General features: G+C 68.3%; 20 protein-coding genes and 1 pseudogene. 5 read left to right on the plus strand and 16 right to left on the minus strand.

Features of this window, described 5'->3' with window-relative positions:
- Positions 1-11 precede the first annotated feature (11 nt).
- Genes ACHMXA_RS22400 through ACHMXA_RS22410 form a run of 3 tightly spaced genes read left to right on the plus strand, consistent with a single transcriptional unit; the run spans position 12 to position 3,831 of the window.
- Positions 12-2,036, plus strand: coding sequence for a DUF3488 and transglutaminase-like domain-containing protein (locus ACHMXA_RS22400; protein WP_176668243.1), 2,025 nt, complete (start codon positions 12-14; stop codon positions 2,034-2,036).
- 53 nt (positions 2,037-2,089) lie between these two features.
- The gene (gene mltB / locus ACHMXA_RS22405; RefSeq protein WP_176668242.1) at positions 2,090-3,214 is read left to right on the plus strand and encodes a lytic murein transglycosylase B; all 1,125 of its coding nucleotides are present in this window, start codon (positions 2,090-2,092) and stop codon (positions 3,212-3,214) included.
- Complete coding sequence (locus ACHMXA_RS22410) at positions 3,211-3,831, plus strand: N-methyl-D-aspartate receptor NMDAR2C subunit (RefSeq protein WP_176668241.1); 621 nt, start codon at positions 3,211-3,213, stop codon at positions 3,829-3,831. The genes mltB and ACHMXA_RS22410 overlap by 4 nt, the downstream gene beginning before the upstream one ends.
- A 4-nt stretch (positions 3,832-3,835) precedes the next feature.
- Here the strand turns inward: ACHMXA_RS22410 and ACHMXA_RS22415 are convergent, their stop codons facing one another.
- The 16 genes and pseudogenes from ACHMXA_RS22415 to glpD form a co-directional block, all read right to left on the minus strand.
- On the minus strand, positions 3,836-4,324 hold the full coding sequence (locus ACHMXA_RS22415; protein ID WP_176668240.1) for a hypothetical protein: 489 nt from the start codon (positions 4,322-4,324) through the stop codon (positions 3,836-3,838).
- The gene (locus ACHMXA_RS22420; protein WP_176668239.1) at positions 4,321-5,391 is read right to left on the minus strand and encodes a beta-ketoacyl synthase N-terminal-like domain-containing protein; all 1,071 of its coding nucleotides are present in this window, start codon (positions 5,389-5,391) and stop codon (positions 4,321-4,323) included. Before ACHMXA_RS22420 ends, ACHMXA_RS22415 begins: the two co-directional genes overlap by 4 nt.
- Positions 5,388-5,681, minus strand: coding sequence for an acyl carrier protein (locus tag ACHMXA_RS22425; RefSeq protein WP_371132288.1), 294 nt, complete (start codon positions 5,679-5,681; stop codon positions 5,388-5,390). Before ACHMXA_RS22425 ends, ACHMXA_RS22420 begins: the two co-directional genes overlap by 4 nt.
- Positions 5,678-6,835 (minus strand): ABC transporter permease, encoded by a 1,158-nt coding sequence (locus ACHMXA_RS22430; RefSeq protein WP_176668238.1) that lies wholly within the window; start codon positions 6,833-6,835, stop codon positions 5,678-5,680. Before ACHMXA_RS22430 ends, ACHMXA_RS22425 begins: the two co-directional genes overlap by 4 nt.
- A 10-nt stretch (positions 6,836-6,845) precedes the next feature.
- Positions 6,846-7,754 (minus strand): ABC transporter ATP-binding protein, encoded by a 909-nt coding sequence (locus ACHMXA_RS22435; protein ID WP_176668237.1) that lies wholly within the window; start codon positions 7,752-7,754, stop codon positions 6,846-6,848.
- Complete coding sequence (locus ACHMXA_RS22440) at positions 7,754-8,734, minus strand: BtrH N-terminal domain-containing protein (RefSeq protein ID WP_176668236.1); 981 nt, start codon at positions 8,732-8,734, stop codon at positions 7,754-7,756. The genes ACHMXA_RS22435 and ACHMXA_RS22440 overlap by 1 nt, the downstream gene beginning before the upstream one ends.
- Entirely contained in the window at positions 8,731-9,126 is a 396-nt protein-coding gene (locus tag ACHMXA_RS22445) for a hypothetical protein (protein ID WP_176668235.1), read from the minus strand. Before ACHMXA_RS22445 ends, ACHMXA_RS22440 begins: the two co-directional genes overlap by 4 nt.
- Before the next feature lie 2 nt (positions 9,127-9,128).
- Positions 9,129-10,262: a beta-ketoacyl-ACP synthase III gene (locus ACHMXA_RS22450; protein ID WP_176668234.1), complete on the minus strand. Its 1,134-nt coding sequence runs from the start codon at positions 10,260-10,262 to the stop codon at positions 9,129-9,131.
- Positions 10,252-11,241: a dialkylrecorsinol condensing enzyme gene (locus ACHMXA_RS22455; RefSeq protein WP_176668233.1), complete on the minus strand. Its 990-nt coding sequence runs from the start codon at positions 11,239-11,241 to the stop codon at positions 10,252-10,254. The genes ACHMXA_RS22450 and ACHMXA_RS22455 overlap by 11 nt, the downstream gene beginning before the upstream one ends.
- Positions 11,242-11,454: 213 nt before the next feature.
- Positions 11,455-13,188, minus strand: coding sequence for an ABC transporter substrate-binding protein (locus tag ACHMXA_RS22460; RefSeq protein ID WP_395316385.1), 1,734 nt, complete (start codon positions 13,186-13,188; stop codon positions 11,455-11,457).
- A 110-nt stretch (positions 13,189-13,298) separates the two neighbouring features.
- A complete protein-coding gene (locus ACHMXA_RS22465) occupies positions 13,299-13,607 on the minus strand; it encodes a DUF2160 domain-containing protein (protein WP_176668231.1) in 309 nt (102 codons plus the stop codon).
- Between the two features lie 12 nt (positions 13,608-13,619).
- Positions 13,620-14,432 (minus strand): carbohydrate ABC transporter permease, encoded by an 813-nt coding sequence (locus ACHMXA_RS22470; RefSeq protein WP_019656045.1) that lies wholly within the window; start codon positions 14,430-14,432, stop codon positions 13,620-13,622.
- Positions 14,429-15,319, minus strand: a complete 891-nt coding sequence (locus ACHMXA_RS22475) for a carbohydrate ABC transporter permease (RefSeq protein ID WP_176668230.1) — start codon at positions 15,317-15,319, stop codon at positions 14,429-14,431. Before ACHMXA_RS22475 ends, ACHMXA_RS22470 begins: the two co-directional genes overlap by 4 nt.
- A gap of 61 nt (positions 15,320-15,380) precedes the next feature.
- A pseudogene (locus tag ACHMXA_RS22480) lies at positions 15,381-16,450 on the minus strand (ABC transporter ATP-binding protein).
- Positions 16,451-16,452: 2 nt separating this feature from the next.
- Positions 16,453-17,526, minus strand: a complete 1,074-nt coding sequence (locus ACHMXA_RS22485) for an ABC transporter ATP-binding protein (protein ID WP_176668228.1) — start codon at positions 17,524-17,526, stop codon at positions 16,453-16,455.
- Positions 17,527-17,563: 37 nt separating this feature from the next.
- Positions 17,564-19,228 carry a glycerol-3-phosphate dehydrogenase gene (gene glpD, locus ACHMXA_RS22490; RefSeq protein ID WP_395316386.1) on the minus strand — a complete coding sequence of 555 codons (1,665 nt, stop codon included), beginning with the start codon at positions 19,226-19,228 and terminating at the stop codon, positions 17,564-17,566.
- 122 nt (positions 19,229-19,350) lie between these two features.
- Between glpD and ACHMXA_RS22495 the strand changes: the two genes are divergently transcribed.
- Positions 19,351-20,121, plus strand: a complete 771-nt coding sequence (locus ACHMXA_RS22495; RefSeq protein WP_176668226.1) for a DeoR/GlpR family DNA-binding transcription regulator — start codon at positions 19,351-19,353, stop codon at positions 20,119-20,121.
- Positions 20,122-20,146: 25 nt separating this feature from the next.
- Entirely contained in the window at positions 20,147-21,646 is a 1,500-nt protein-coding gene (glpK, locus tag ACHMXA_RS22500) for a glycerol kinase GlpK (protein ID WP_395316387.1), read from the plus strand.
- Positions 21,647-21,708 lie beyond the last annotated feature (62 nt).

The following is a 21,708-nucleotide window of genomic DNA, read 5'->3' on the forward strand; positions in this document are numbered from 1 at the left end:
GGGAGCGCCGCATGAACCGAGTGATGCGCGAACTCGCCGCCCTGCCCCGCGACGCGCGGGACACGCTTTTCCTTCTCTGCGTGATCGGCCTGATCCTGCTGCCGCAGATCGAGAACCTGCCGTGGTGGTGCTCGTCCCTCACCGCGATGGTGCTGCTGTGGCGCGCCTCGCTGGCCGTGCAGGCGCGGCCGCTTCCGAGCCGCTGGTGGCGCCTCGGCCTGCTGGCGCTGATCCTGGCCGCCACCTACGCCACCCACCGCACGCTGCTGGGCCGCGACGCAGGCGTCACGCTGATCGTGAGCCTGCTCGCGCTCAAGACGCTGGAGCTGCGCGCGCGTCGCGACGCCTTCGTCATCTTCTTCCTGGGCTTCTTCGCGATGCTCACGAACTTCTTCTACTCGCAGTCGCTGCTGACGGCCTTCACCATGCTGCTGGCGCTGCTGGGCCTGCTGACGGCGCTGGTCAACGCGCACATGCCGGTGGGCCGGCCGCCGCTGATGCAGGCCGCGCGCACCGCGGGTTGGATGGCGCTGGCGGGCGCGCCGATCATGCTCGCCCTGTTCCTGCTGTTCCCGCGCTTCGCGCCGCTGTGGGGCACGCCCAGCGATGCGATGGTGGGGCGCAGCGGCCTGTCGAACACCATGCGCGTGGGCACCATCGCCGAACTGGCACTCGACGACCGCATCGCGGCGCGCATCAAGTTCGAGGAAGGCCGCACGCCGACACAGAGCCAGATGTACTTCCGCGGACCGGTGCTGGCGCAGTTCGACGGCCGCGAGTGGACCGCGCTGCCATCGTGGGCACGCGGCTCGCAGTGGGCGTCCAACCTGCGCGTGAGCGGCTCGCCTGTGCGCTACGAAGTCACGCTCGAAGCCAGCAACCGCCCCTGGCTGCTGACGCTCGACGTCGCGCAGAGGCCGCCGGAGGTGCCGGGCTTCGAGGTCAGTGGCACGCCCGACCTGCAGTGGTTCGCCAGCCGCCCCATCAACGACTTGGTGCGCTACAGCGCCGAAAGCTACACGCAGTTCCAGAGCGGCCCGCTCAGGCGCACCGGCGGCCAGCTGCAGGCCTACCTCGCGCTGCCGCCGGGCACCAACCCGCGCACCGCCGCGCTCGCCGCCGAGATGCGCGCCGACCCCGCGCTGGCCCAGGCCGACACGCAGGCCTTCGTGCAGGCCGCCCTGCGCCGCCTGCGCACCGGCGGCTACACCTACACGCTGGAGCCGGGCGTCTACGGCAACGACACCGCCGACGAGTTCTGGTTCGACCGCAAGGAAGGCTTCTGCGAGCACATCGCCTCGGCCTTCGTGGTGCTGATGCGCAACCTGGGCGTTCCGTCGCGCATCGTCACCGGCTACCAGGGCGGCGAGCTCAACAGCGTCGACAACTACTGGATCGTGCGCCAGAGCGATGCCCACGCCTGGGCCGAGGTCTGGCAGGAAGGCACCGGCTGGATGCGTGTGGACCCCACCGGCTCCGTCGCGCCGGGGCGCATCGGCCAGTTCCAGCGCCTGACCCCGCAGCCCGGACTGCTCGCCGGCGCCATCGGCTCGATGAGCCCCACCCTCGCGCAGAACCTGCGCGCCGTGTGGGAGGCGGTGAACAACGGCTGGAACCAGTGGGTGCTCAACTACACGCAGAGTCGGCAGCTCAACCTGCTGAAGAACATCGGCTTCGATGCCCCCAGCCTGGAAGACCTGGGCTATGTGCTGCTCTACCTGCTGGTGGCCGCGAGCCTGGCCGGTGCCGGATGGACGCTGTGGGAGCGCAGCCGGCACGACCCGTGGCTGCGCCTGCTGGGCCAGGCCCGCGCACGGCTGGCCAAGGCCGGCCTGAAGCTGCCCGACACCGCGCCGCCCCGCCAGATGGCGCAGGCCGCCGACGCGCGCTTCGGCCCGGCCGCGCAATCGGTGCGCGACTGGCTGCTCAAGCTCGAGGCGCAGCGCTATGCGCCGGCCACGCCGGATTCGCTTTCCACCCTGCGCGCGGAGTTCCGCCGCCTGGCGTGGCCCGGTGCCGATCGGGCAAGGGGCTGAAACCACATGTGTCGCTGAAGAGGGGCCGCGCGGGCGGACGGCACAATCGGCCCATGCGATTCCTTCTTCCCAAGCCTTCGCGCACCGCCACGGCGGCTGCAGCCCTCCTCGCCGCCTGCAGCCTCGCATGGTCCACGGGGGCCCTGGCCCAGAAGTCTCCCAACGGCCGCAGCGCCGCGGCCAGCCCGGTTCGCGGCAGCACGTCCTACGCCACGCGCGACGACGCGATGCAGTTCGCCGACGACGTCGCCGAGCGCCGCGGCCTCGACCGCGAATGGGTGCGCGCCACCATCGGCAGCGCGCGCTTCCTGCCCAACGTGCCGCGGCTGATGCTGCCGGGACCGGTGGGCACGGTGAAGAACTGGCAGACCTACCGCGGCCGCTTCATCGACCCGGTGCGCATTGCCGCCGGTGTGCGCTTCTGGCGCGCCAACGCCGACACGCTGGCACGCGCCGAGCAGGTGTACGGCGTGCCGCCGGAAATCATCGTCGGCATCATCGGCGTGGAAACCATCTACGGCCGCAATATGGGCAACTTCCGCGTGATCGACGCGCTGGCCACGCTCTCCTTCGACTTTCCCGATGCGCATCCGCGCGCGGCCGACCGCCGCGCCTTCTTTCGCGGCGAGCTCGAAAGCTTCCTGAGCACCGAGAGCCGCACCGCCGAAGACCCGCTCGTGCCGCTGGGCAGCTATGCCGGCGCCATGGGCATGCCGCAGTTCATGCCCAGCAGCATCGCCAAGTACGCGGTCGACTTCGACGGCGACAGCCGCATCGACCTCGTCAACAACCCGGCCGACGTGATCGGATCGGTCGCCAACTACTTCAAGTCCTTCGGCTGGCAGCCGGGCGTTCCGGCCATCTATCCCGTGCACTTCGAGGAGGCGCGGCTGCAGAAGGCGATGCTGCTGGCGCCCGACATCCTGCCGACCTTCAGCGCAGACAGCTTCGTGGCCGCCGGCGCGGTGCCCGAGGGCGACGGCATCAACCACAAGGGCCTGTTCGCGCTGGTCGAGCTGCAGAACGGCCTGGACATGCCGCCGACCTACGTGGCCGGCACGCGCAACTTCTACGTGATCACCCGCTACAACTGGAGCAGCTACTACGCCATGTCCGTGCTCGACCTGGGGCAGGAGGTCAAGGCGGCGATGGAACAGCAGCAACAGGCGGCCAAGTGACACCCGCGGCGCTGCTGGCGAACTGGAACGGCGCGTGGGGCGCGCTGGGCGTCGCCTCGCCCGGCAACGCGCTGTGCGACGAACTCCAGCGCCGCTACGCCGAGCCGCAGCGGCACTACCACACGATGCAGCACCTGGGCGAATGCCTTGCGTGGTTCGAGCGAGAGAAAGCGCTGGCCGAACGCCCGGGTGAAGTCGCGCTCGCGCTGTGGTTCCACGATGCGATCTACGACGTGCATGCGCACGACAACGAGGCTCGCAGCGCGGACTGGGCACGCCAGTCGCTGCTCGAAGCGGGTGTCGATGCCGCAGCGGCGGATCGGGTCCACGCACTCGTCATGGCCACGCGCCACGACGCCGTGCCCCAGGGCCGCGATGCCGAACTGCTGATCGACATCGACCTGTCGATCCTCGGCGCCGAGCGCGAGCGCTTCGACGAATACGAGCGGCAGGTGCAGGCCGAATACGCCTTCGTTCCCGACGAGGTGCGCCTGCCACGCCGGCGCGCGATCCTGCAGCGCTTCCTGGATCGCGAAGCGATCTACGCCACGCCGCGCATGCATGCGCAGCTGGAGGCGCGGGCGCGCGCGAACCTGCAGCGCTCCATCTCGGGCTGAGGCTTCAGGCCGGCACCAGCCGCCACCACTCCGAGCGCGCAGGCTTTGCGTCGCGCTCTTCCTCCACGATGCCGAACAGCAGCCCCTCGCGCGAAGCGCCGAGCTTCGCGAGCTGCAGCACGCGCTCCGGTTCGCGGCACAGCGCGAAGCTGGCGTCGCCCTGCCAATCCAGGCAGCGGCCGACCTCCGCCAGCATCAGCGCCGGCTGGCTCTGCATGAAGGTGAAGGGCATCGGCAGCCCGGCATCGAGCTGGGCCAGCCCCGCGTGCGTGGCGCCCCACGCGCCGCGCTGGCTGGAGACGCGGATGCGCGCAGCGGCCGGCAGCGCGGCTTCGCCGGCGGCGTCGAGGCAGCAGCGCGCGCCGTACATCGCCAGCTCGGTCCACACGCCCACGCGACGCGGCCGGCGGCCTATGCGACTCGCCAGATCGTCGCGCCACCCCTCGGGCGGCGGGTGCGCGACGAAGTGGGCCACCGTGCACCAGGCGGTCATGGGCCCGTGTCCTTCAACACCAGCGAAGCATGCCCGCCGCCGAAGCCCGCGAAGTTCAGCAGGATGTTGCGCAGCCTTCGCGGCGCCTCCTCGCACAGCGCGATGCCAAGCGAGGCATCGAGCGGGTAGCCCACCGCAGGCCACGCGCCGCCTTCGATGCAGCCGAGCAGCAAGGCCAGCTCCGCCGCTCCCGACGCGCCGAGCGTATGGCCCAGCATCGACTTGAGCGACACCAGCGGCGGCATCGGATCGAACACCTGCTTCAGCGCCTCCGCCTCGATGGCGTCGTTCACCGGGCTGCCGGCGGCCTGCACCTTGACGAGGTCGATGTCGCCCGGCCGCAGGCCGCCCTGCGCCAGCGCGTTGCGGCACATCGCGTGCACGGCCGTGGCCTCGGTGCCAGAGGGATTGCGGCCGTCGACCACGTTGGCGCCGCCCGCGACCTGCCAGCGCGAAGGCCGCGACGACAGCCGCAGCGCGGCCACCGCCTCGCCAAGCACCAGCCCGTTGCGCCCTTCGCCGAAGGGCCGGGCGCTGTCGGGCGACAGCAGCTGCATTGCACCGAAGCCAGCCACCGTGAAGCGGTTGCACATCTCGGCGCCGATCACCAGGGCTTGATCGGCATCGCCGGCACGGATCAGGTCGCAGGCCGCCAGCACGGCGTTCAGGGACGAGGTGCAGGCCGAGGACACGGTGAATACGGGCCCTCGCCAGTCGATCGCGCCGGCCACGACGCTGGCGAAGTCCTGCAGGTCGCCGCCGAGGCGCAGGTCCTGCTTCTCGTGCTCCATGAAACCGATGTCGAGCGAGGAGGAAGCGACGAAGAGCGGCGCGATTCGCGCGCCCCAGTCGCCCGTCTGCGCCGCCACGCCGCGCACGGTGTCGCGCAGGCGCTGCGTCCAGTCGCCCTCCTTCGGCGCCAGCGCGTGGACCGGCCAGCGGAAGCCTCCAGCCACGTCCACCGTCACGGGCGGCACGCCGCCGCGGCGCAGCGACGCGAGCGCGGACGGCATGTCCTCGCCCAGCACGCAGGCCAGGCCGGTGCCGGCGAGGTGGACAGGGTTCATGCCTTGCCAGCTTGACCAGCTTGACCAGCTTGCGAAAGGTGCTCCGCGAGGTGGGCGATGGAGGTCAGCGCCCGGCGCGTTTCCTTGCTGTCGGGCATGCGCACGCCGAAGCGCTGCTGGATCGTCATCGACACTTGCAGGGCATCGAGCGAGTCGAGGTCGAGCCGGGCCTCGGGGCCGAACAGAGGCTCGTCGTCGCCCAGGCCGCCGGGCGGCTCGCCCTTCTCTACGGCTTCGAGCACCATGGCCTTGAGGCTGGCGATGAATTCGGGGGTGACGGTGATGCTCACGATGCGCGCCTGCGGAAAAGAAGAACGGCCACGACGAACATCAGCGCCGCGAACGCGACCAGCCGGCCGACCTGCGGCAGGGTGTCGGCCACGCCGCCGCCGCGCAGCAGCACGGTGAGCAAGGCCTCAAGCCCCCAGTTCATCGGAGAAACCTCGACCAGCCGCTGCATGAAGCCCGGCATGACGAACTTGGGCACCATGATGCCGCCTGCCGCCGCCATCAGCACATTGACCATCGGCCCCAGGGTCGCGGCCTGTGCATGGCTTCGCACCACGCAGGCCAGCGCCAGCGACAGGCTCACGGCCGCCATGCTCACCGCGGCCAGCGACAGCAGCAAGGCGCCCCAGTGAATGCCCGCGAGCGACAGCGCATCGCCGCCGATCAGCGGCATGAACCAGATGCCCGCCGCCAGCATCAGCACCGCCTGCAGCGCGTTCACGCCCAGGTACGGCAGCGCCTTCGACGCCAGCAGCATGCCGCGCGACACGCCCAGGCTCTGCAGCCGGCCGAGCGCGCCCGAGCTGCGCTCCTGCACGAACAGGCTGGAGAGCGAGGCCACCACGAAGAACATGCCGAACACCAGCCAGGCCGGCACGTTCTGCTGCACCGAGGTGGGTCGAGGCCCGGCGGTGGAGAAACGTTCGGCGTGCACCATCGCCTGGATCGACGCATCCGGCGCCGGCCCCGCCGTGCCCGGTACCGCCAGCGCGAGGCGCGCCTTGAGCTCGCCCGACGCGCCGATCAGCTCGGCGCGCAGCGCATTGAAAAGGTTGGCGTCGATGCCCGGCTCGGTCAGCAGCCGGATGCGCGCCTCGGTCGAGAGCGCGGCCGACTCAAGCTCTTCGGAAAGCCCGGGCTCCATCACGATCACGTACTTCAGCGAGCCGTTGCGCAGCCGCTCCTGCCAGTCGGTGCCCAGCGGCTGCGGCGCGCCGTGGCCGCGCTGCCAGAGCTGCTTGAGCCATTGCGCGGGCGTCGCGGTGTCGCGCATGTCGATCGCGTAGCTCAGCTCGGCCAGCGGCGGGCGGTAGATGTCCTTCAGCGTGAGCGACATCAGCACGATGAAGACCATCGGCATCAGGAACAGCGCGGCCAGGCCGTGCATGTCGCGCGTGAGGGCTATCAGCTCTTTCTTGATGAGCGCGAGGAGCATGGGCGTCCGTTCAGTCGCGCAGCGAGCGGTGGGTGAGCGCCATGAAGAGCTGCTCCAGGTCATGGCGGCCGAACTCGGCGTGGCGCACCTCGATGCCCTCGGCTTCCAGCGCGGCCAGCACCGGTGCCGGGCCGCTGCCGGGGTTCAGGTGGATGCGCCAGTGCACGCCCCCCTGCTCCACCGTGCCGAAGCGCGAGAGCATGCCGGCATCGAGCCCGTCGGTCGCCAGCGTGAGCAGCATCGCGCTCTTCGACAGAAGCTCATCGAGCGAACCTTCGCGCAGCACATGGCCGCGGTCGAGGATCGCCACGCGGTCGGCGATCGCCTCGATCTCCTCCATGTAGTGCGAGGCGTAGATCACCGCCGCGCCCTGCTGCGCGAGGCTCTTGATGGCGTCGAGGATGAAGGCGCGCGATTGCGGATCGACGCCCACCGTGGGCTCGTCGAACAGCATCAGCTCGGGCTCGGGCAGCAGTGCGATGGCCAGGTTGAGCCGGCGCTTGAGGCCGCCCGAAAGCCGCTCGGCCCGCACGGCAGCGAACTGCTCCAGCTGCGCGAACTGCGTGCAGGCCTCGATGCGCTGCTTCTTACGTTCGCCCGAAAGGCCGCCGGCCGCCGCGAATACGGCCAGGTTCTCGGCCACGGTCAGCATCGGATAGAACGCGTGCTCCTGCGGCGCGACCGCGATGCGCGTGGGCGCCTTGGCCCGCACTTCCTTCAGCGGCTGGCCGTCGATGCGGATCTCGCCCGACTGCACGGCCAGCGCACCGGACAGGTGCGAGATCAGCGTGGTCTTGCCCGCGCCGTTCGGCCCCAGCAGACCCAGCACGCTGCCTTTGGGCACGGCGAGCGATACGTCGGCCAACGCGGGCGCGTCGGCGTGCGGGTAGCGGTAGCCGAGCCGGCGCAGCTCCAGCATCAGGCGACGGCGGCCTTCAGGTCGCGGAAGAAGCTTTCCTCTTGCTCGGCCTGCTCGCGCAGTTTCGCGGCCAGCGCGGCCGGATCGACCGCCTCGCGCCCCTTCACCATGCGTGCCGCCTTCAGCGCGAAGGCGCGCCAGCCGTCGCCGATGGCGATGAGCCGTTCCGACATCTGCTGCAGCTGCGGCTTGTCGAGCAGCTGCGCCGCCTCCTGCAGGAAGCCCGCATAGATGAAGCGGAAGCCCGCCCCGCCCGTGCCGATTTCTTCCTGCATGCGCACTAGGTGGCCGATGAAGTCGACGCTGCGCGGATCGGCCGGCGACAGCTTCTGCATGCGCGCGGCCAGCGTGCGCATGCCGCGCACGCCGACGATGGGAATGGGCGCGAGCATGGTGCGCACCGTCTTGCGGATCGCCTTGACCACCGAGGCCGCATCCACCGCCTTGCGCTCGATGGCCTGCGGGTAGTACATGAGGCCCTTGGGCGCCAGCACGCCCTTGGCGAAGCGGGCGCGCGCAAGGTCGCCGCTCGGGCAGCGCACGGGCTCCTCGAACACCGGGTCGCTGATGAGGTAGTCGTCGCCGTCCTTGCCGTACACCAGCAGGTTGTGCGCGTTGAAGTGGAAGCGCATGTTCGGCGGAAAGTACGGCAGCCAGTACACCGAGGTCTGCAGGCCCACGAGCTTGCCCTCGGCCAGCAGTGCGTCGAGCCGCTTCTGCCCGGCCTCGGCGCTGCCGAAGGTCTCGAAGCGGAAGCGCGCGGCCATCGGCGCCAGCAGGCCCTTGATGATGGCCTTGGGTGGCATGCGGTACGAAATGAGCGGCAGGCCCGACAGCTTGATGAACGGCAGGTACGCGAACGAAAGAGCCGACGACAGCCCCAGCGCCATGCTCTCGCTCATCGGCGCGCCGTGGTGGCGCATGAGGCTGGAGATGACGCCGCTTTCGCAATGCGCCGCCTGTTGATGCTGGAAGTTCACGGCAGCCCCTGCAAGGTGGAAACGGGCAGGCCCAGCGCCTCGCCATAGCGAGCGAGCTGCGCCGGCGAAAGCGCGGCGAAGTGGCGCGGCTGCAGGTGGCGGCGCACGCGCCACTGCCAGAAGCCGCTGGTCTGCGAAAGCAGCGCCACGTCCATGCGGCGCTCGTACATCCAGTATTCGAGCGGCGAGGCCAGCCCCGCCTTCACGCGTTCCCTGGCTTCACGGGCCTGCTCGACCAGCACGTCGACCGCGTGGCTGGTGACGATCTCTTCCGCCTCCCAGCCGCGCGAGGTGGTGGTGACCACACGGCCCTGCGCGTCACGGGCGTACATCAGCTTCGAATGACCGTCGAGGGTCGCGTTGCCCTCCTGCGGTACTGCATCCAGATCCATGGCTACACAGCCTCCATGTGGATGAAGCCGCTCGAGAAGCGGCCGCTCTCGGGCACGAACATCAGCAGCTTCTGGCCGGGCTCGATGCGCCCCGATCGGAACAGCTCGTCGAGCATGATGTAAGGCGAGGCCGAACCCGTGTTGCCCTTGGTCGCGAGATTGCTGAACCAGCGCTCGCGCGGAATCGGAAAGCCCAGTTCCTCGAGGGCCCGGCTCACCGGCTCCACGAAGTATTGCGATGAGAGATGCGGCAGGAACCAGTCGACGTCCGCCGGCTTCAGCCCGCGCCGCTCGATGACTTCCGCAAGCGGCTCGGCCAACGTGGCGCGCACGATGTTCTCGTTGAGCAGGCGCACGTCCTGCTTCACGGCGAAGGTGGATTCGCTGCGCCACTCGTCGGGCGACTTGCGCGCCCAGCCATCGAGGCCGCCCTCGGCGTTCTTCTCGGCGCCAGCGTACATGCAGGCCGGCAGCTCGTGCGCGGCCGAGGACAGGTCGATCCAGTCGATGCGCAGCGACAGCGGCCCGCGCGGCGCGTTCTCCAGCAGCACGGCACCGGCGCCATCGGAGAGCATCCAGCGCAGGAAGTCCTTCTCGAAGGCAAGTTCCGGCCGTGCCTCCAGCGCCTCGACCTTGTGCTCCAACTCGGCCTCGAAGCGCGAGCCGCGCATCACGGCCGATGCCAGCTCGGAGCCGGTGGCCACCGCGCGCCGCGCGTCGCCTGCGCGCACCGAGAGCCACGCGTGCTTCAGCGCCGCAGCCCCTGCCAGGCAAATGCCGGCGCAAGCCACCACTTCGAGCCGCGGCCAGCCGAGCTCGCCGTGCACCATCACCGCGTGGTTGGGCATGAGCTGGTCGGGCAGCGAGGTGCCGGTGACGAGGCAGTCGACCTGCCCCACGTCGCCCAGCGCGCGGATGGCGCTGGCCGTGAGCTGCGCGTTGGTCATCGCCAGCTTGCCGGTGGCGCGGTCGATGGCGTAGTGGCGCGACTGGATGCCGTTGCTGCGAAGGATCAGCCGCCGCGCACGGGAGGCCTTGCCGCCGATGCGACCGAGGACGTCTTCGATGTCTTCATTGCTGACCGGAGAAAAGGGCAGGAAAGCGGCAGTACGGGTCAGGAAGACATCAGTCGTCATAGAGAGGGGTGCGGTCCGTGGCTGAGCCCGACGGGCACTCGAATTTGGCCGTCATTCTAGTCAGCCACCCCCTGAACAGAGGTCGCAGAAGCGCCTGCAGGCTCAGGCTCACGGGCACTACCGTGATGATCAGTACCAGCAGGAACAGCACGTACAGCAGCAGCAGCGGCTTGCGCTGCCAAGCGCCGGGCCCGCCCGCAGCCATGATGAGCTTGCCCCAGAGATAGAAGCTGCGGGTGCCGGCCTTCTCGCTGATGAGCAGCCTGGCATTGGCCTGCACCGCGCCGAGGCCGGAAAGCAGCGGCTGCGTGCCGCGCTCCAGGTCCTGGTGAAGCGCGTCGCGCAGGGCGCGGCCGAAACGGGCCGTACCCGCGATCTGCTCGGTACTGAGCCCGGCATCGGGCATGCCCCAGAAGCCGCGCTTGCGGCCCCAGATCAGCCAGGCAGGGGTGGTGAAGAAGGTGGCGAGCGTGGGGCCGGGGTCGGTGAGCACCACGTTGTCGATCAGCCGCGCGCCCACGTCGTCGAGCATGCCCTTGAGCTTTTCCTGCGCCAGCAGCCACATGTTGCGGCAGGCGATGACGGTGACCACCGGCTTGCCCTTGAGCAGCCGCGCCGCCACCGGATGCTTGAGGAAGGCCGCCACCGGCTGCGAAGGCGCCAGGAACCACACCTGGTAGGGCAGCACGACGAGGTCGAAGTCTTCGTCGCCCGTGAGCGAGAGCGGCGCCAGCGGCTGCGGCTTCATGTGGGCCGACTCGGGAAAGGCGTCGAAGAAGGTCAGGAAGGGCCAGGGAAAGGGATACGGCTTCAGCGGCCGCAGCACTTCCTCGTGCACCTGGATGGTCGGGTCCGCCTTCAGCGGCGCGACGATCCTGTCGGCGACCTCGTCGAGCTGGCCGGACTGCGAATAGCGCAGGACCAGGACGCGCTTGACGCTCGAAGGCGCGTGGGAAGGGCTGGAAAGACTGGAATTCACTGGCTAGGGCATTTCGGGGGCCGTCGAATGTAAGCGAACCGCCCTGCAAACGCATCTGCCAATGGTCATGGCGTCGCGGCAATCAGACGCTCGAAGCGGTCAAATTGCGCTCGAACGGACGGCAATGCGAAAAAACGAGCAAAAAAGGGCCGCGCCTCGCGGCACGGCCCTGTCTGCCGGCTGTTGCTGCCGGATGAGGAAGTCGCCGGGCGCTCAGCGCACCTTGCCTTCCTTCCAGGCGCTCAGCAGCTTGTTGTAGTCGATGGTCTCGCCCTTGGGCTTCTCGTTGGCCAGCTTCTTCCACGGCGCGTGGTCGTCGCTCAGGTACTTGGCCGGGTCGCCCTTCGGATTGAGCTTGGGCGCGCACTTGGCCATGCCGGCGCGTTCCAGGCGGGCCATCACGTTGTCCATCTCGTCGGCCAGGTTGTCCATGGCCTTCTGCGGCGTCTTCTCGCCCGTCACGGCCTCTGCCACGTTCTTCCACCACAGCTGGGCCAGCTTGGGGTAGTCGGGCACGTTGGTGCCGGTCGGGGTCCAGGCCACGCGCGCGGGGCTGCGGTAGAACTCGATCAGGCCGCCGTACTTGTTGGCGTTCTGGGTGAAGTAGTCAGAGCGGATGTCGCTGTCGCGGATGAAGGTCAGGCCGGTGATCGACTTCTTCAGCGAGGTGGTCTTGGCGGTGATGAACTGCGCGTAGAGCCATGCGGCGGCCGTCTTGTTGGCGTCGTGGCCCTTGAAGAAGGTCCACGAGCCCACGTCCTGGTAGCCGTTCTGCATGCCCTGCTTCCAGTACGGGCCGTTCGGGCCGGGGGCCATGCGCCACTTGGGCGAGCCGTCGTCGTTCACCACGGGCAGGCCCTTCTTGGTCATGTCGGCGGTGAAGGCGGTGTACCAGAAGATCTGCTGGGCGATCTGGCCCTGCGCGGGCACCGGGCCGGATTCGCCGAAGGTCATGCCCATGGCTTCCTTGGGCGCGTACTTCTTCATCCAGTCGATGTACTTGGTCAGCGCGTAGACGGCGGCCGGCGAGTTGGTCGCGCCGCCGCGGGCGACCGATGCGCCGGTGGGCGTGCACTTGTCGGCCGCGACGCGGATGCCCCACTCATCGATCGGCATGCCGTTGGGAATGCCCTTGTCGGCCGCGCCGGCCATCGACAGCCATGCGTCGGTGAAGCGCCAGCCCAGCGACGGGTCTTTCTTGCCGTAGTCCATGTGGCCGTAGATCGGCTTGCCGTCGATGGTCTTCACGTCGGTGCTGAAGAACTCGGCGATATCTTCGTAGGCGCTCCAGTTCAGCGGCACGCCCAGGTCGTAGCCGTACTTGGCCTTGAACTTGTCCTGCAGGTCCTTGCGCGCGAACAGGTCGGCGCGGAACCAGTACAGGTTGGCGAACTGCTGGTCGGGCAGCTGGTAGAGCTGGCCGTCAGGCGCGGTGGTGAAGCTGGTGCCGATGAAGTCCTTCAGGTCGAGGCCGGGGTTGGTGAACTCCTTGCCGGCGCCGCCCATGTACTCGGTCAGCGACATGATCTTGCCGTAGCGGTAGTGCGTGCCGATCAGGTCGGAGTCGGACACCCAGCCGTCGTAGATCGACTTGCCCGACTGCATCGAGGTCTGCAGCTTCTCGACGACGTCGCCTTCCTGGATCAGGTCGTGCTTGACCTTGATGCCGGTGATTTCCTCGAAGGCCTTGGCCAGCGTCTTCGATTCGTACTCGTGGGTGGTCAGGGTCTCGGAGACGACGGAAATCTCCTTCACGCCCTTGGCCTGCAGTTTCTTGGCTGCCTCGATGAACCACTTCATCTCGTCCATCTGCTTGTCCTTGGACAAGGTCGATGGCTGGAACTCGCTGTCGATCCACTTCTTGGCTTCGGCCTCGCCGGCCGTTGCCGCACCATGCGCGGCGAACATCGCCGCCGCAAGTGCCAATGCCGTGTAGCGCATCTTCATGGAACTGTCTCCTCGGTTGTTGCTTCCCCGGTGTTGTGTCCGATCACGGCTCCGGGGAGGCGGAGAGCCGGAACGCTTTTGGAATCAGGAAAGAAGCGGAACGGCGCCCCTCAGCCCTTGCGCATGATGAGCGCCAGCAGGCCCATCGACAGCACGAAGCTGATCCACACAGAGGGCTCGGCCTCGAGGCTGAACCACTCCTGGAACTTGCCCGCCAGGCCCACGAAGACCAGGTTCACGTAGGCCGCCGACAGCAGCCCGATGAAGAGCCTGTCGCCGCGCGTGGTGGCCATCGGCAGCCAGCCGCGCCGCAGCGTGGTGGGCGACTTGAATTCCCAGATCGTCATGCCGACCAGCATCAGCGCGATGCAGACGAAGAACACGGCCACCGGAGTGGTCCAGACCATCCAATCGAACATTTCCGTGCCTCCTCAAACACGACCCATCGCGAAACCCTTCGCGATGTAGTGACGCACGAACCAGATCACGATGGCGCCCGGCACGATGGTGAGCACGCCGGCCGCGGCCAGCGTCGCCCAGTCCATGCCCGACGCGCTCACGGTGCGCGTCATGGTCGCCACGATGGGCTTGGCGTTCACGCTGGTGAGCGTGCGCGCCAGCAGCAGCTCGACCCAGCTGAACATGAAGCAGAAGAACGCCGCCACGCCCACGCCGGCCTTGATGAGCGGCAGGAAGATCGTGAGGAAGAAGCGCGGGAAGGAGTAGCCGTCGATGTAGGCCGTTTCGTCGATCTCGCGCGGGATGCCGCTCATGAAGCCTTCCAGGATCCACACCGCCAGCGGCACGTTGAACAACAGGTGCGCGAGCGCCACGCCCAGGTGCGTGTCCATCAGGCCGACCGTGCTGTAGAGCTGGAAGAACGGCAGCAGGAACACCGCGGGCGGCGTCATGCGGTTGGTCAGCAGCCAGAAGAAGACGTGCTTGTCGCCCAGGAACGAATAGCGCGAGAAGGCGTAGGCCGCCGGCAGCGCCACGGTGAGCGAGATCACCGTGTTGATCGCCACGTAGATCAGGCTGTTGATGTAGCCCGAGTACCACGACTCGTCGGTGAAGATGCGCGCGTAGTTCGCCCAGGTGAGCTGCTGCGGGAAGAACGAGAAGCTCGACAGGATCTCCTCGTTCGTCTTGAAGCTCATGTTGATCATCCAGTAGATGGGCAACAGCGCGAACAGGATGTACAGCACCAGGAAGATGCTGCGCTTGTGAAATCTCTTCTCGTTCATTTCTCCACCTCCGCTTCCTGCGTGCCGACCCGCTGCATCCAGTTGTAGAGCACGAAGCACAGCAACAGGATGATGAGGAAATAGATCAGCGAGAACGCCGCCGCCGGACCCAGGTCGAACTGGCCCACGGCCTTCTGCGTGAGGTACTGGCTCAGGAAGGTGGTGGCGTTGCCCGGCCCGCCGCCCGTCAAGACGAAGGGCTCGGTGTAGATCATGAAGCTGTCCATGAAGCGCAGCAGCACAGCGATCATGAGCACGCCGCGCATCTTGGGCAGCTGGATGTAGCGGAACACCGCGAACTTGCTCGCGCCGTCGATGCGCGCGGCCTGGTAGTAGGCGTCGGGAATGGAGCGCAGGCCCGCGTAGCACAGCAGCGCCACCAGCGGCGTCCAGTGCCACACGTCCATCACCAGCACGGTGAGCCACGCGTCGGTGGCGCTGCCGGTGTAGTTGTAGTCGATGCCCAGCTTCTGCAGCGCGTGGCCCAGCAGGCCGATGTCGGCGCGGCCGTAAATCTGCCAGATGGTGCCCACCACGTTCCACGGGATCAGCAGCGACAGCGCAACCACCACCAGCACGGCGGAAGACTTCCAGCCCTTGGCCGGCATCGACAGCGCCAGGCCGATGCCCAGCGGAATCTCCACCAGCAGCACCGACAGCGAGAAGCCCAGCTGGCGCCACAGCGCCTGGTGCAGCTCGTCGTCGCGCATCACCGCTGCGAACCATTCGGTGCCCACGAACACGCGGCGCTCGGGCGAGATGATGTCCTGCACCGAGTAGTTGACCACCGTCATGAGCGGCACGATGGCCGAGAAGGCCACGCAGATCAGCACCGGCAGCACGAGCCACCAGGCCTTCTGGTTGATCGGTTTGTTGGCTGCGTTCACTTAAGTACCTCCGTGCTTCGCACTTCGGTGCGAGCTTGTTTGGGGCGGCCCGGCACTGCGCTCATGCCACCAGTTCCTCATCCTTGTAATAGCAGGTGTGGGTGTCGAGCACCCGCACCCACACCGTGTCCCCCACCGCCGGCGGGCGGTCGTCCGAATGCAGCCGCACCTTCAGCAGGCTGCCGCCGGCCTCCACCGTCAGCATCACGTGCGTGCCCACGTCCTGCACCTGCTTAGCCACGGCAGGCACGGCGCCGGCCGCGCCCGCGTTCGACAGGCGCAGGTACTCGGGGCGGATGCCGATCTTCAGCGGCCCCTGCGGCAGTTCGCGCGTGGGCACCAGCGGCGTTCCGGCCACTTCGATGGTGCCGTTGCCGCTTTGCGCCGACAGGAAGTTCATGCCCGGCGAGCCGATGAAATGCCCGACGAAGGTGTGGGCCGGCCGCTCGAAGAGCGCGTCGGCGCTGCCCACCTGCACGGCCTTGCCGCGCGTCATCACCACCACCTCTTCCGCGAAGGTGAGCGCCTCGACCTGATCGTGCGTCACGTAGATCAGCGTGAGCTTCAGCTCGCGGTGGATCTGCTTGAGCTTGCGGCGCAGCTGCCACTTCAGGTGCGGATCGATCACGGTGAGCGGCTCGTCGAACAGCACCGCCGACACGTCGCTGCGCACCAGCCCACGGCCGAGCGAGATCTTCTGCTTGGCGTCGGCCGCGAGGCCCGCGGCGCGCTGGTTGAGCTGCCCGCTCATGTCGAGCATCTCGGCGATCTCGCCCACGCGCTTCTTGATCTGGTCGGCCGGCATCTTGCGGTTGCGCAAGGGGAACGCGAGGTTCTCGGCCACGGTCATGGTGTCGTAGATCACCGGGAACTGGAACACCTGCGCGATGTTGCGTTCCTGCGGCGTGGCGCGCGTCACGTCGCGGCCGTCGAAGGTCACGGTGCCCTGCGAAGGCACGAGCAGGCCCGAGATGATGTTCAGCATGGTCGTCTTGCCGCAGCCCGAAGGGCCGAGCAAGGCGTAGGCGCCGCCGTCGCGGAAACCATCTTCAGCGGGAGCAGCGCGTAGTCGCTGTCCTGCGTGGGGTTCGGGCGGTAGGCGTGGGCGAGGTCGAGGTCGATGCGTGCCATGGCTAGTCTCCTTTGCGCCACGCGGGCGCCAGCGCCAGCTTTTCACCGGCATCGAACACATAGGCTTGCGACGCGCTGAAGTACAGCGTGAGCGAGGCACCCAGTTCGAAGCGGTGCACGCCGGTGAGCTGCGCCACCAGTTCGCCGACTGCGGTTTCGACGTGCACGAAGGTGTCGGAGCCCGAGATCTCGGCCAGCTCCACCTTGCCGGGCAAGGCAATGTCGCCCTCGCCCGCATCGACGTTCAATGCGCTCGCGCGAAGTCCGACCGTGACGGGGCCTGCGACGCTTTCGGGCACGGCCAGCGCCAGCGCGGGGCCACCGGCCAGTTGCACCTTGCCTGCGGTCGCAGTGCCGGCCAGCAGGTTCATCGGCGGATCGCTGAAGGCGCGCGCCACGCGCAGCGACTGCGGCGCGTGGAACACCTCGGCCGTGGGGCCGTACTGCAGCAGCTCGCCGGCATCCATCACCGCGGTGTACCCGCCCAGCAGCAGTGCTTCACCAGGCTCGGTGGTCGCGTAGATCACGGTCGAATCGCCGGTGGCGAAGAGCTGCGTGAGCTCCTCGCGCAGGCCTTCGCGCAGCTTGTAGTCGAGGTTGACCAGCGGCTCGTCGAGCAGCATCAGCGGCGCGTTCTTGGCGAGCGCGCGCGCCAGCGCCACGCGCTGCTGCTGGCCGCCCGAGAGCTCTTGCGGATAACGATCGAGGAACATGCCGATGTGCAGCTTGTCGGCCAGCGCCTTCACCCGCGCGTCGATGTTCGACTCGCCGCGCAGCTTGAGCGGCGAGGCGATGTTGTCCGCCACCTTGAGCGACGGATAGTTGATGAACTGCTGGTAGACCATCGCGACGTTGCGCTCGCGCACCGGCATGCCGGTCACGTCCTTGCCGTCGACCAGCACCTTGCCGGTGGTGGGCGTATCGAGCCCCGCCATCAGCCGCATCAGGCTGGTCTTGCCCGCCTGCGTGGCGCCCAGGAGCACGGTGACCGCGCCGCTTTTGGGCGCGATGCTCTGCTCGTAGAGCCATGTCTGCGCACCCACCTTCTTGGTGACGCGCTCGAGTGTCAATTGCATTGGCGCTCTTCCTCTTCTCTTCCCTTGTGTGTCCGGCCTAGTTGCCGCCGGCGCGGACTTGTTGCGGCTGTTGCTGCAGCCAGCGCGCGACCTGCTCGCGCTGCTCGGGCGTGTAGTGCAGGCCCAGCTTGGAGCGGCGCCAGAGCACGTCTTCGGCGCTCATGGCCCACTCGTTGTCCTGCAGGAAGCGCAGTTCGCGCTCGAACAGGCCAGGCGCCACTTCGGTACCCAGGTCGGCCAGGGACTTCGCGTCGCCGAGCAACTGCCCGATGCGCGCGCCGTAGGCCCGCGCCAGGCGCCGCGTCAGCTGGCCCTGGAGCCAGGGGTACCTGGCCTGCACGGCCGAGACGAAGCGCTCGAAGTCGTCGTCGGGCCGTTTCGCGGCGCCGATCCAGTCCGACAGGTCGCCGCCCGCGAGGAAGGCGCCGTCGGTCCATGCCGGGCGTTGCGCGCCCGACTGGCCCAGCATGCGCCCCACTTCGTCGGCCGCGTCCTCCGCCAGCTTGCGGAAGGTGGTGATCTTGCCGCCCCACACCGACAGCAGCGGCGCGGCCTCGGTATTCGACTCGAGCAGGTAGTCGCGCGTGACGGCGGAGGGGTCGCCCGAATCGTCGTCCAGCAGCGGGCGCACGCCCGAGTAGGTCCAGACCACGTCGGAAGGCGCGATGGGCTTCTCGAAGTAGCGGCTGGCCTGGGTGCAGAGGTAGTCGATCTCTTCCTGCGCGATGCGCGCGGCGCCGGGGTCGTCGCCGGTGAGCTCGATGTCGGTGGTGCCGATCAGCGTGAACTCGTCCTGGTAGGGAATGGCGAAGATGATCCGCTTGTCGGGGTTCTGGAAGATGTAGGCGTGGTCGTGCTCGAACAGGCGCGGCACCACGATGTGGCTGCCCTTCACCAGGCGCAGGCTCTTGGTGGCCAGGGTCTCGCCCCTGGCCGATTGCGCCACGCCGCGCAGGAAGGATTCGGCCCAGGGCCCCGCGGCATTGACCACCGCGCGGGCGCGCAGCGTGCGCTTGTTGCCGTCGGCGTCCAGCAGCGTGGCAGTCCAGCCGTCGGCGTCGCGCTTCGCGTTCACGCAGCGCGTGCGGGTCAGCACCTCGGCGCCGCGCGCCTGGGCGTCGAGCGCGTTCAGCACCACCAGGCGGGCGTCGTCCACCCAGCCGTCGGAATAGATGAAGCCGCGCTTGTACTGCGCCTTCAGCGGCTTGCCGGCCGCATGCGCGCGCAGGTCGACGCTGCGCGAGCCCGGCAGCACCTCGCGGCGGGCGAGGTGGTCGTACATGAACAGGCCGATTCGGATCATCCAGGCCGGACGCATCGACGGGTCGTGCGGCATCACGAAGCGCAGCGGCCACATGATGTGCGGCGCGCTCTTGAGCAGCACCTCGCGCTCCTGCAGCGCCTTGCGCACCAGCGAGAACTCGTAGTACTCGAGGTAGCGCAGGCCGCCGTGGATCAGCTTGGTGGAGGAAGAAGAGGTGTGCGAGGCGAGATCGTCCTTTTCGCACAGCACCACGCGCCAGCCGCGGCCCGCGAGGTCGCGTGCGATGCCGCAGCCGTTGATGCCGCCACCGACGATCAGCACGTCGCAATCGGTGGCTGGCGCGGGCGAACCGGAAGAAAAAGCGCTCACAGGAATTGGGTCCGTTGAAGCGTGACTTTGGTCACTGACGGCGGCCATTGTATTTTCGAGTTTTTTCATTTGGATTCCTTTTGGCGCGATTTTCCTACGAGTTTTCCCTTAGTCCGATTCGTTTTTGTTCGCTTTAAAGTGGCGCGCCGAGTACTCTCGGCCTCAGTCTTCCTGCACTCCAAGACGCCTCCGTGAACTCCAATCCCCGCCAGATCAACCTCCTGGACACCGTGCGCGCGCGCGGTTCCGTCACCGTCGAGCAACTCGCCGACATGCTCGGCGTGACCCTGCAGACCGTGCGGCGCGACGTGCAGCGGCTGGCCGACGCGGGGCTGCTCACCCGGTTCCACGGCGGCGTGCGCGTGCCCAGCTCGACCACGGAGAACATCGGCTACCAGCAGCGCGAGACGCTGCACGCCGAAGGCAAGGCGCGCATCGCGCGCCGCGTGGCGCAGCTGGTGCCCAACGACTGCTCGCTGATCCTGAACATCGGCACCACCACCGAGGCCATCGCCAAGGCGCTGCTGCGCCACACCGGCCTGCGCGTGATCACCAACAACCTGAACGTGGCCACCATCCTCAGCGGCAACACCTCGTGCGAGGTGATCGTGGCGGGCGGCTCGGTGCGCCCGCGCGACCGCGCCATCGTGGGCGAGGCCACCATCGATTTCATCCGCCAGTTCAAGGTCGACATCGCCCTCATCGGCGTGTCGAGCATCGAGGCCGATGGCTCGCTGCGCGACTTCGACCTGCGCGAGGTGAAGGTGGCGCAAACCATCATCGCGCAGGCGCGCGAGGTGTGGCTGGCCGCCGACGCCAGCAAGTTCAACCGGCCGGCGATGATCCAGCTGGGCACCCTCTCGCAGATCGACCGGCTCTTCACCGACGCCGAGCCGCCCGCGCCCTTCAGCGACCTGCTGAACGCCGCCCAGGTGCGCCTGGAGATCGCGCGCGAGAACTGAAGACGAACAGAAGGAACAAGAACGAATGACGACCACCTACCTGCTCGCCCTGGACCAGGGCACCTCCAGCTCGCGCAGCATCGTGTTCGACCGCGAAGGCCACATCGTCGCCATCGCGCAGAAGGAGCTGACGCAGATCTACCCGCAGCCCGGCTGGGTCGAGCACGACCCGATGGAAATCTGGCGCAGCCAGCTCGCCACCGCGCGCGAGGTGCTCGCGAAGGCGAAGCTGCAACCTGCCGACATCCACGCCATCGGCATCACCAACCAGCGCGAGACCACCGTGCTGTGGAACCGCAGGACGGGCCAGCCGGTGCACCACGCCATCGTCTGGCAGGACCGCCGCGCCGAGCCGCTGTGCGCGCAGCTGCGCGAAGAAGGCATGACGGACACCATCCGCGAGAAGACCGGCCTCGTCATCGACGCCTACTTCTCCGGCACCAAGCTGCGCTGGCTGCTCGACAACGTGCCCGGCGCGCGCGAACAGGCCGCGCGTGGCGAGCTCGCCTTCGGCACCGTCGACAGCTGGCTCATGTGGCAGCTCACCGGCGGCAAGGTGCACGTGACCGACGTGAGCAACGCCTCGCGCACCATGCTCTTCAACGTGCACGCCAACGAGTGGGACACCGACCTGTTGAAGGCGCTCGACATTCCCGCCTCGCTGATGCCGAAGGTGCAGCCCTCGAGCTCGCATTTCGCGGATACCGACGCGGCGCTGCTGGGCCACGCACTGCCCATCGGCGGCGTGGCCGGCGACCAGCAGAGCGCCCTCTTCGGCCAGGCCTGCTTCGAAGCCGGCATGGCCAAGAACACCTACGGCACCGGCTGCTTCCTGCTGATGCACACCGGCGGCGAGTTCCAGCCCTCGCACAACGGCCTGCTCGTGACCAGCGCGGCGCAGACCGATGCGAAGCCGCAGTACGCCATGGAAGGCAGCGTGTTCGTCGGCGGCGCCGTGGTGCAGTGGCTGCGCGACGGCCTCAAGGCCATCAAGGGCAGCGCCGAGGTGCAGTCGCTCGCCGAGAGCGTGCCCGACGCGGGCGGCGTGATGATGGTGCCGGCCTTCACCGGCCTCGGCGCGCCCTACTGGGACGCCGACGCGCGCGGCACGATCACCGGCCTCACGCGCGGAACCACCGTGGCGCACATCGCGCGCGCCGCGCTGGAGAGCATCGCCTACCAGAGCGCCGCGTTGCTGCAGGCCATGAGCCGCGACGCGGTGGCCGCCGGCGGCAAGCCCGTGGCCGAACTGCGCGTGGACGGCGGCGCGAGCGTGAACGACCTGCTGATGCAGTTCCAGGCCGACCTGCTGGGCATTCCGGTGGTGCGGCCCGAAGTCATCGAGACCACAGCACTGGGCGCCGCGTACCTCGCGGGCCTTTCGACCGGCGTCTACACCGACGCGCGGCAGCTGTCGAAGCTGTGGAAGATCGAACGTCGCTTCATGCCGACCATGGGCCGCGCCCAGGCCGAGGAATCGATGGCGCGCTGGGAACGCGCCGTGCGCCAGGCCACGGCGACCTGATTCCAAAGCCCCCGCCACCGTCGGGGCACTGAGGTCGGCAGCACGAGCCCGGGGGCAGAATT

It is taken from the genome of Variovorax sp. UC74_104, assembly GCF_044055375.1.
Lineage (GTDB): Bacteria > Pseudomonadota > Gammaproteobacteria > Burkholderiales > Burkholderiaceae_C > Variovorax.

What these genes read in the sequence shown, in the direction of transcription:
- ACHMXA_RS22415 (WP_176668240.1), bottom strand. Translation starts at nt 4,324, where the DNA reads ATGACCGCCTGGTGCACGGTGGCCCACTTCGTCGCGCACCCGCCGCCC.
- ACHMXA_RS22430 (WP_176668238.1), bottom strand. Translation starts at nt 6,835, where the DNA reads ATGCTCCTCGCGCTCATCAAGAAAGAGCTGATAGCCCTCACGCGCGAC.
- glpK (WP_395316387.1), top strand. Translation starts at nt 20,147, where the DNA reads ATGACGACCACCTACCTGCTCGCCCTGGACCAGGGCACCTCCAGCTCG.
- mltB (WP_176668242.1), top strand. Translation starts at nt 2,090, where the DNA reads ATGCGATTCCTTCTTCCCAAGCCTTCGCGCACCGCCACGGCGGCTGCA.
- ACHMXA_RS22470 (WP_019656045.1), bottom strand. Translation starts at nt 14,432, where the DNA reads ATGAACGAGAAGAGATTTCACAAGCGCAGCATCTTCCTGGTGCTGTAC.
- glpD (WP_395316386.1), bottom strand. Translation starts at nt 19,228, where the DNA reads ATGAAAAAACTCGAAAATACAATGGCCGCCGTCAGTGACCAAAGTCAC.
- ACHMXA_RS22435 (WP_176668237.1), bottom strand. Translation starts at nt 7,754, where the DNA reads ATGCTGGAGCTGCGCCGGCTCGGCTACCGCTACCCGCACGCCGACGCG.
- ACHMXA_RS22445 (WP_176668235.1), bottom strand. Translation starts at nt 9,126, where the DNA reads ATGGATCTGGATGCAGTACCGCAGGAGGGCAACGCGACCCTCGACGGT.
- ACHMXA_RS22460 (WP_395316385.1), bottom strand. Translation starts at nt 13,188, where the DNA reads ATGAAGATGCGCTACACGGCATTGGCACTTGCGGCGGCGATGTTCGCC.
- ACHMXA_RS22450 (WP_176668234.1), bottom strand. Translation starts at nt 10,262, where the DNA reads ATGACGACTGATGTCTTCCTGACCCGTACTGCCGCTTTCCTGCCCTTT.
- ACHMXA_RS22400 (WP_176668243.1), top strand. Translation starts at nt 12, where the DNA reads ATGAACCGAGTGATGCGCGAACTCGCCGCCCTGCCCCGCGACGCGCGG.
- ACHMXA_RS22420 (WP_176668239.1), bottom strand. Translation starts at nt 5,391, where the DNA reads ATGAACCCTGTCCACCTCGCCGGCACCGGCCTGGCCTGCGTGCTGGGC.
- ACHMXA_RS22485 (WP_176668228.1), bottom strand. Translation starts at nt 17,526, where the DNA reads ATGCAATTGACACTCGAGCGCGTCACCAAGAAGGTGGGTGCGCAGACA.
- ACHMXA_RS22465 (WP_176668231.1), bottom strand. Translation starts at nt 13,607, where the DNA reads ATGTTCGATTGGATGGTCTGGACCACTCCGGTGGCCGTGTTCTTCGTC.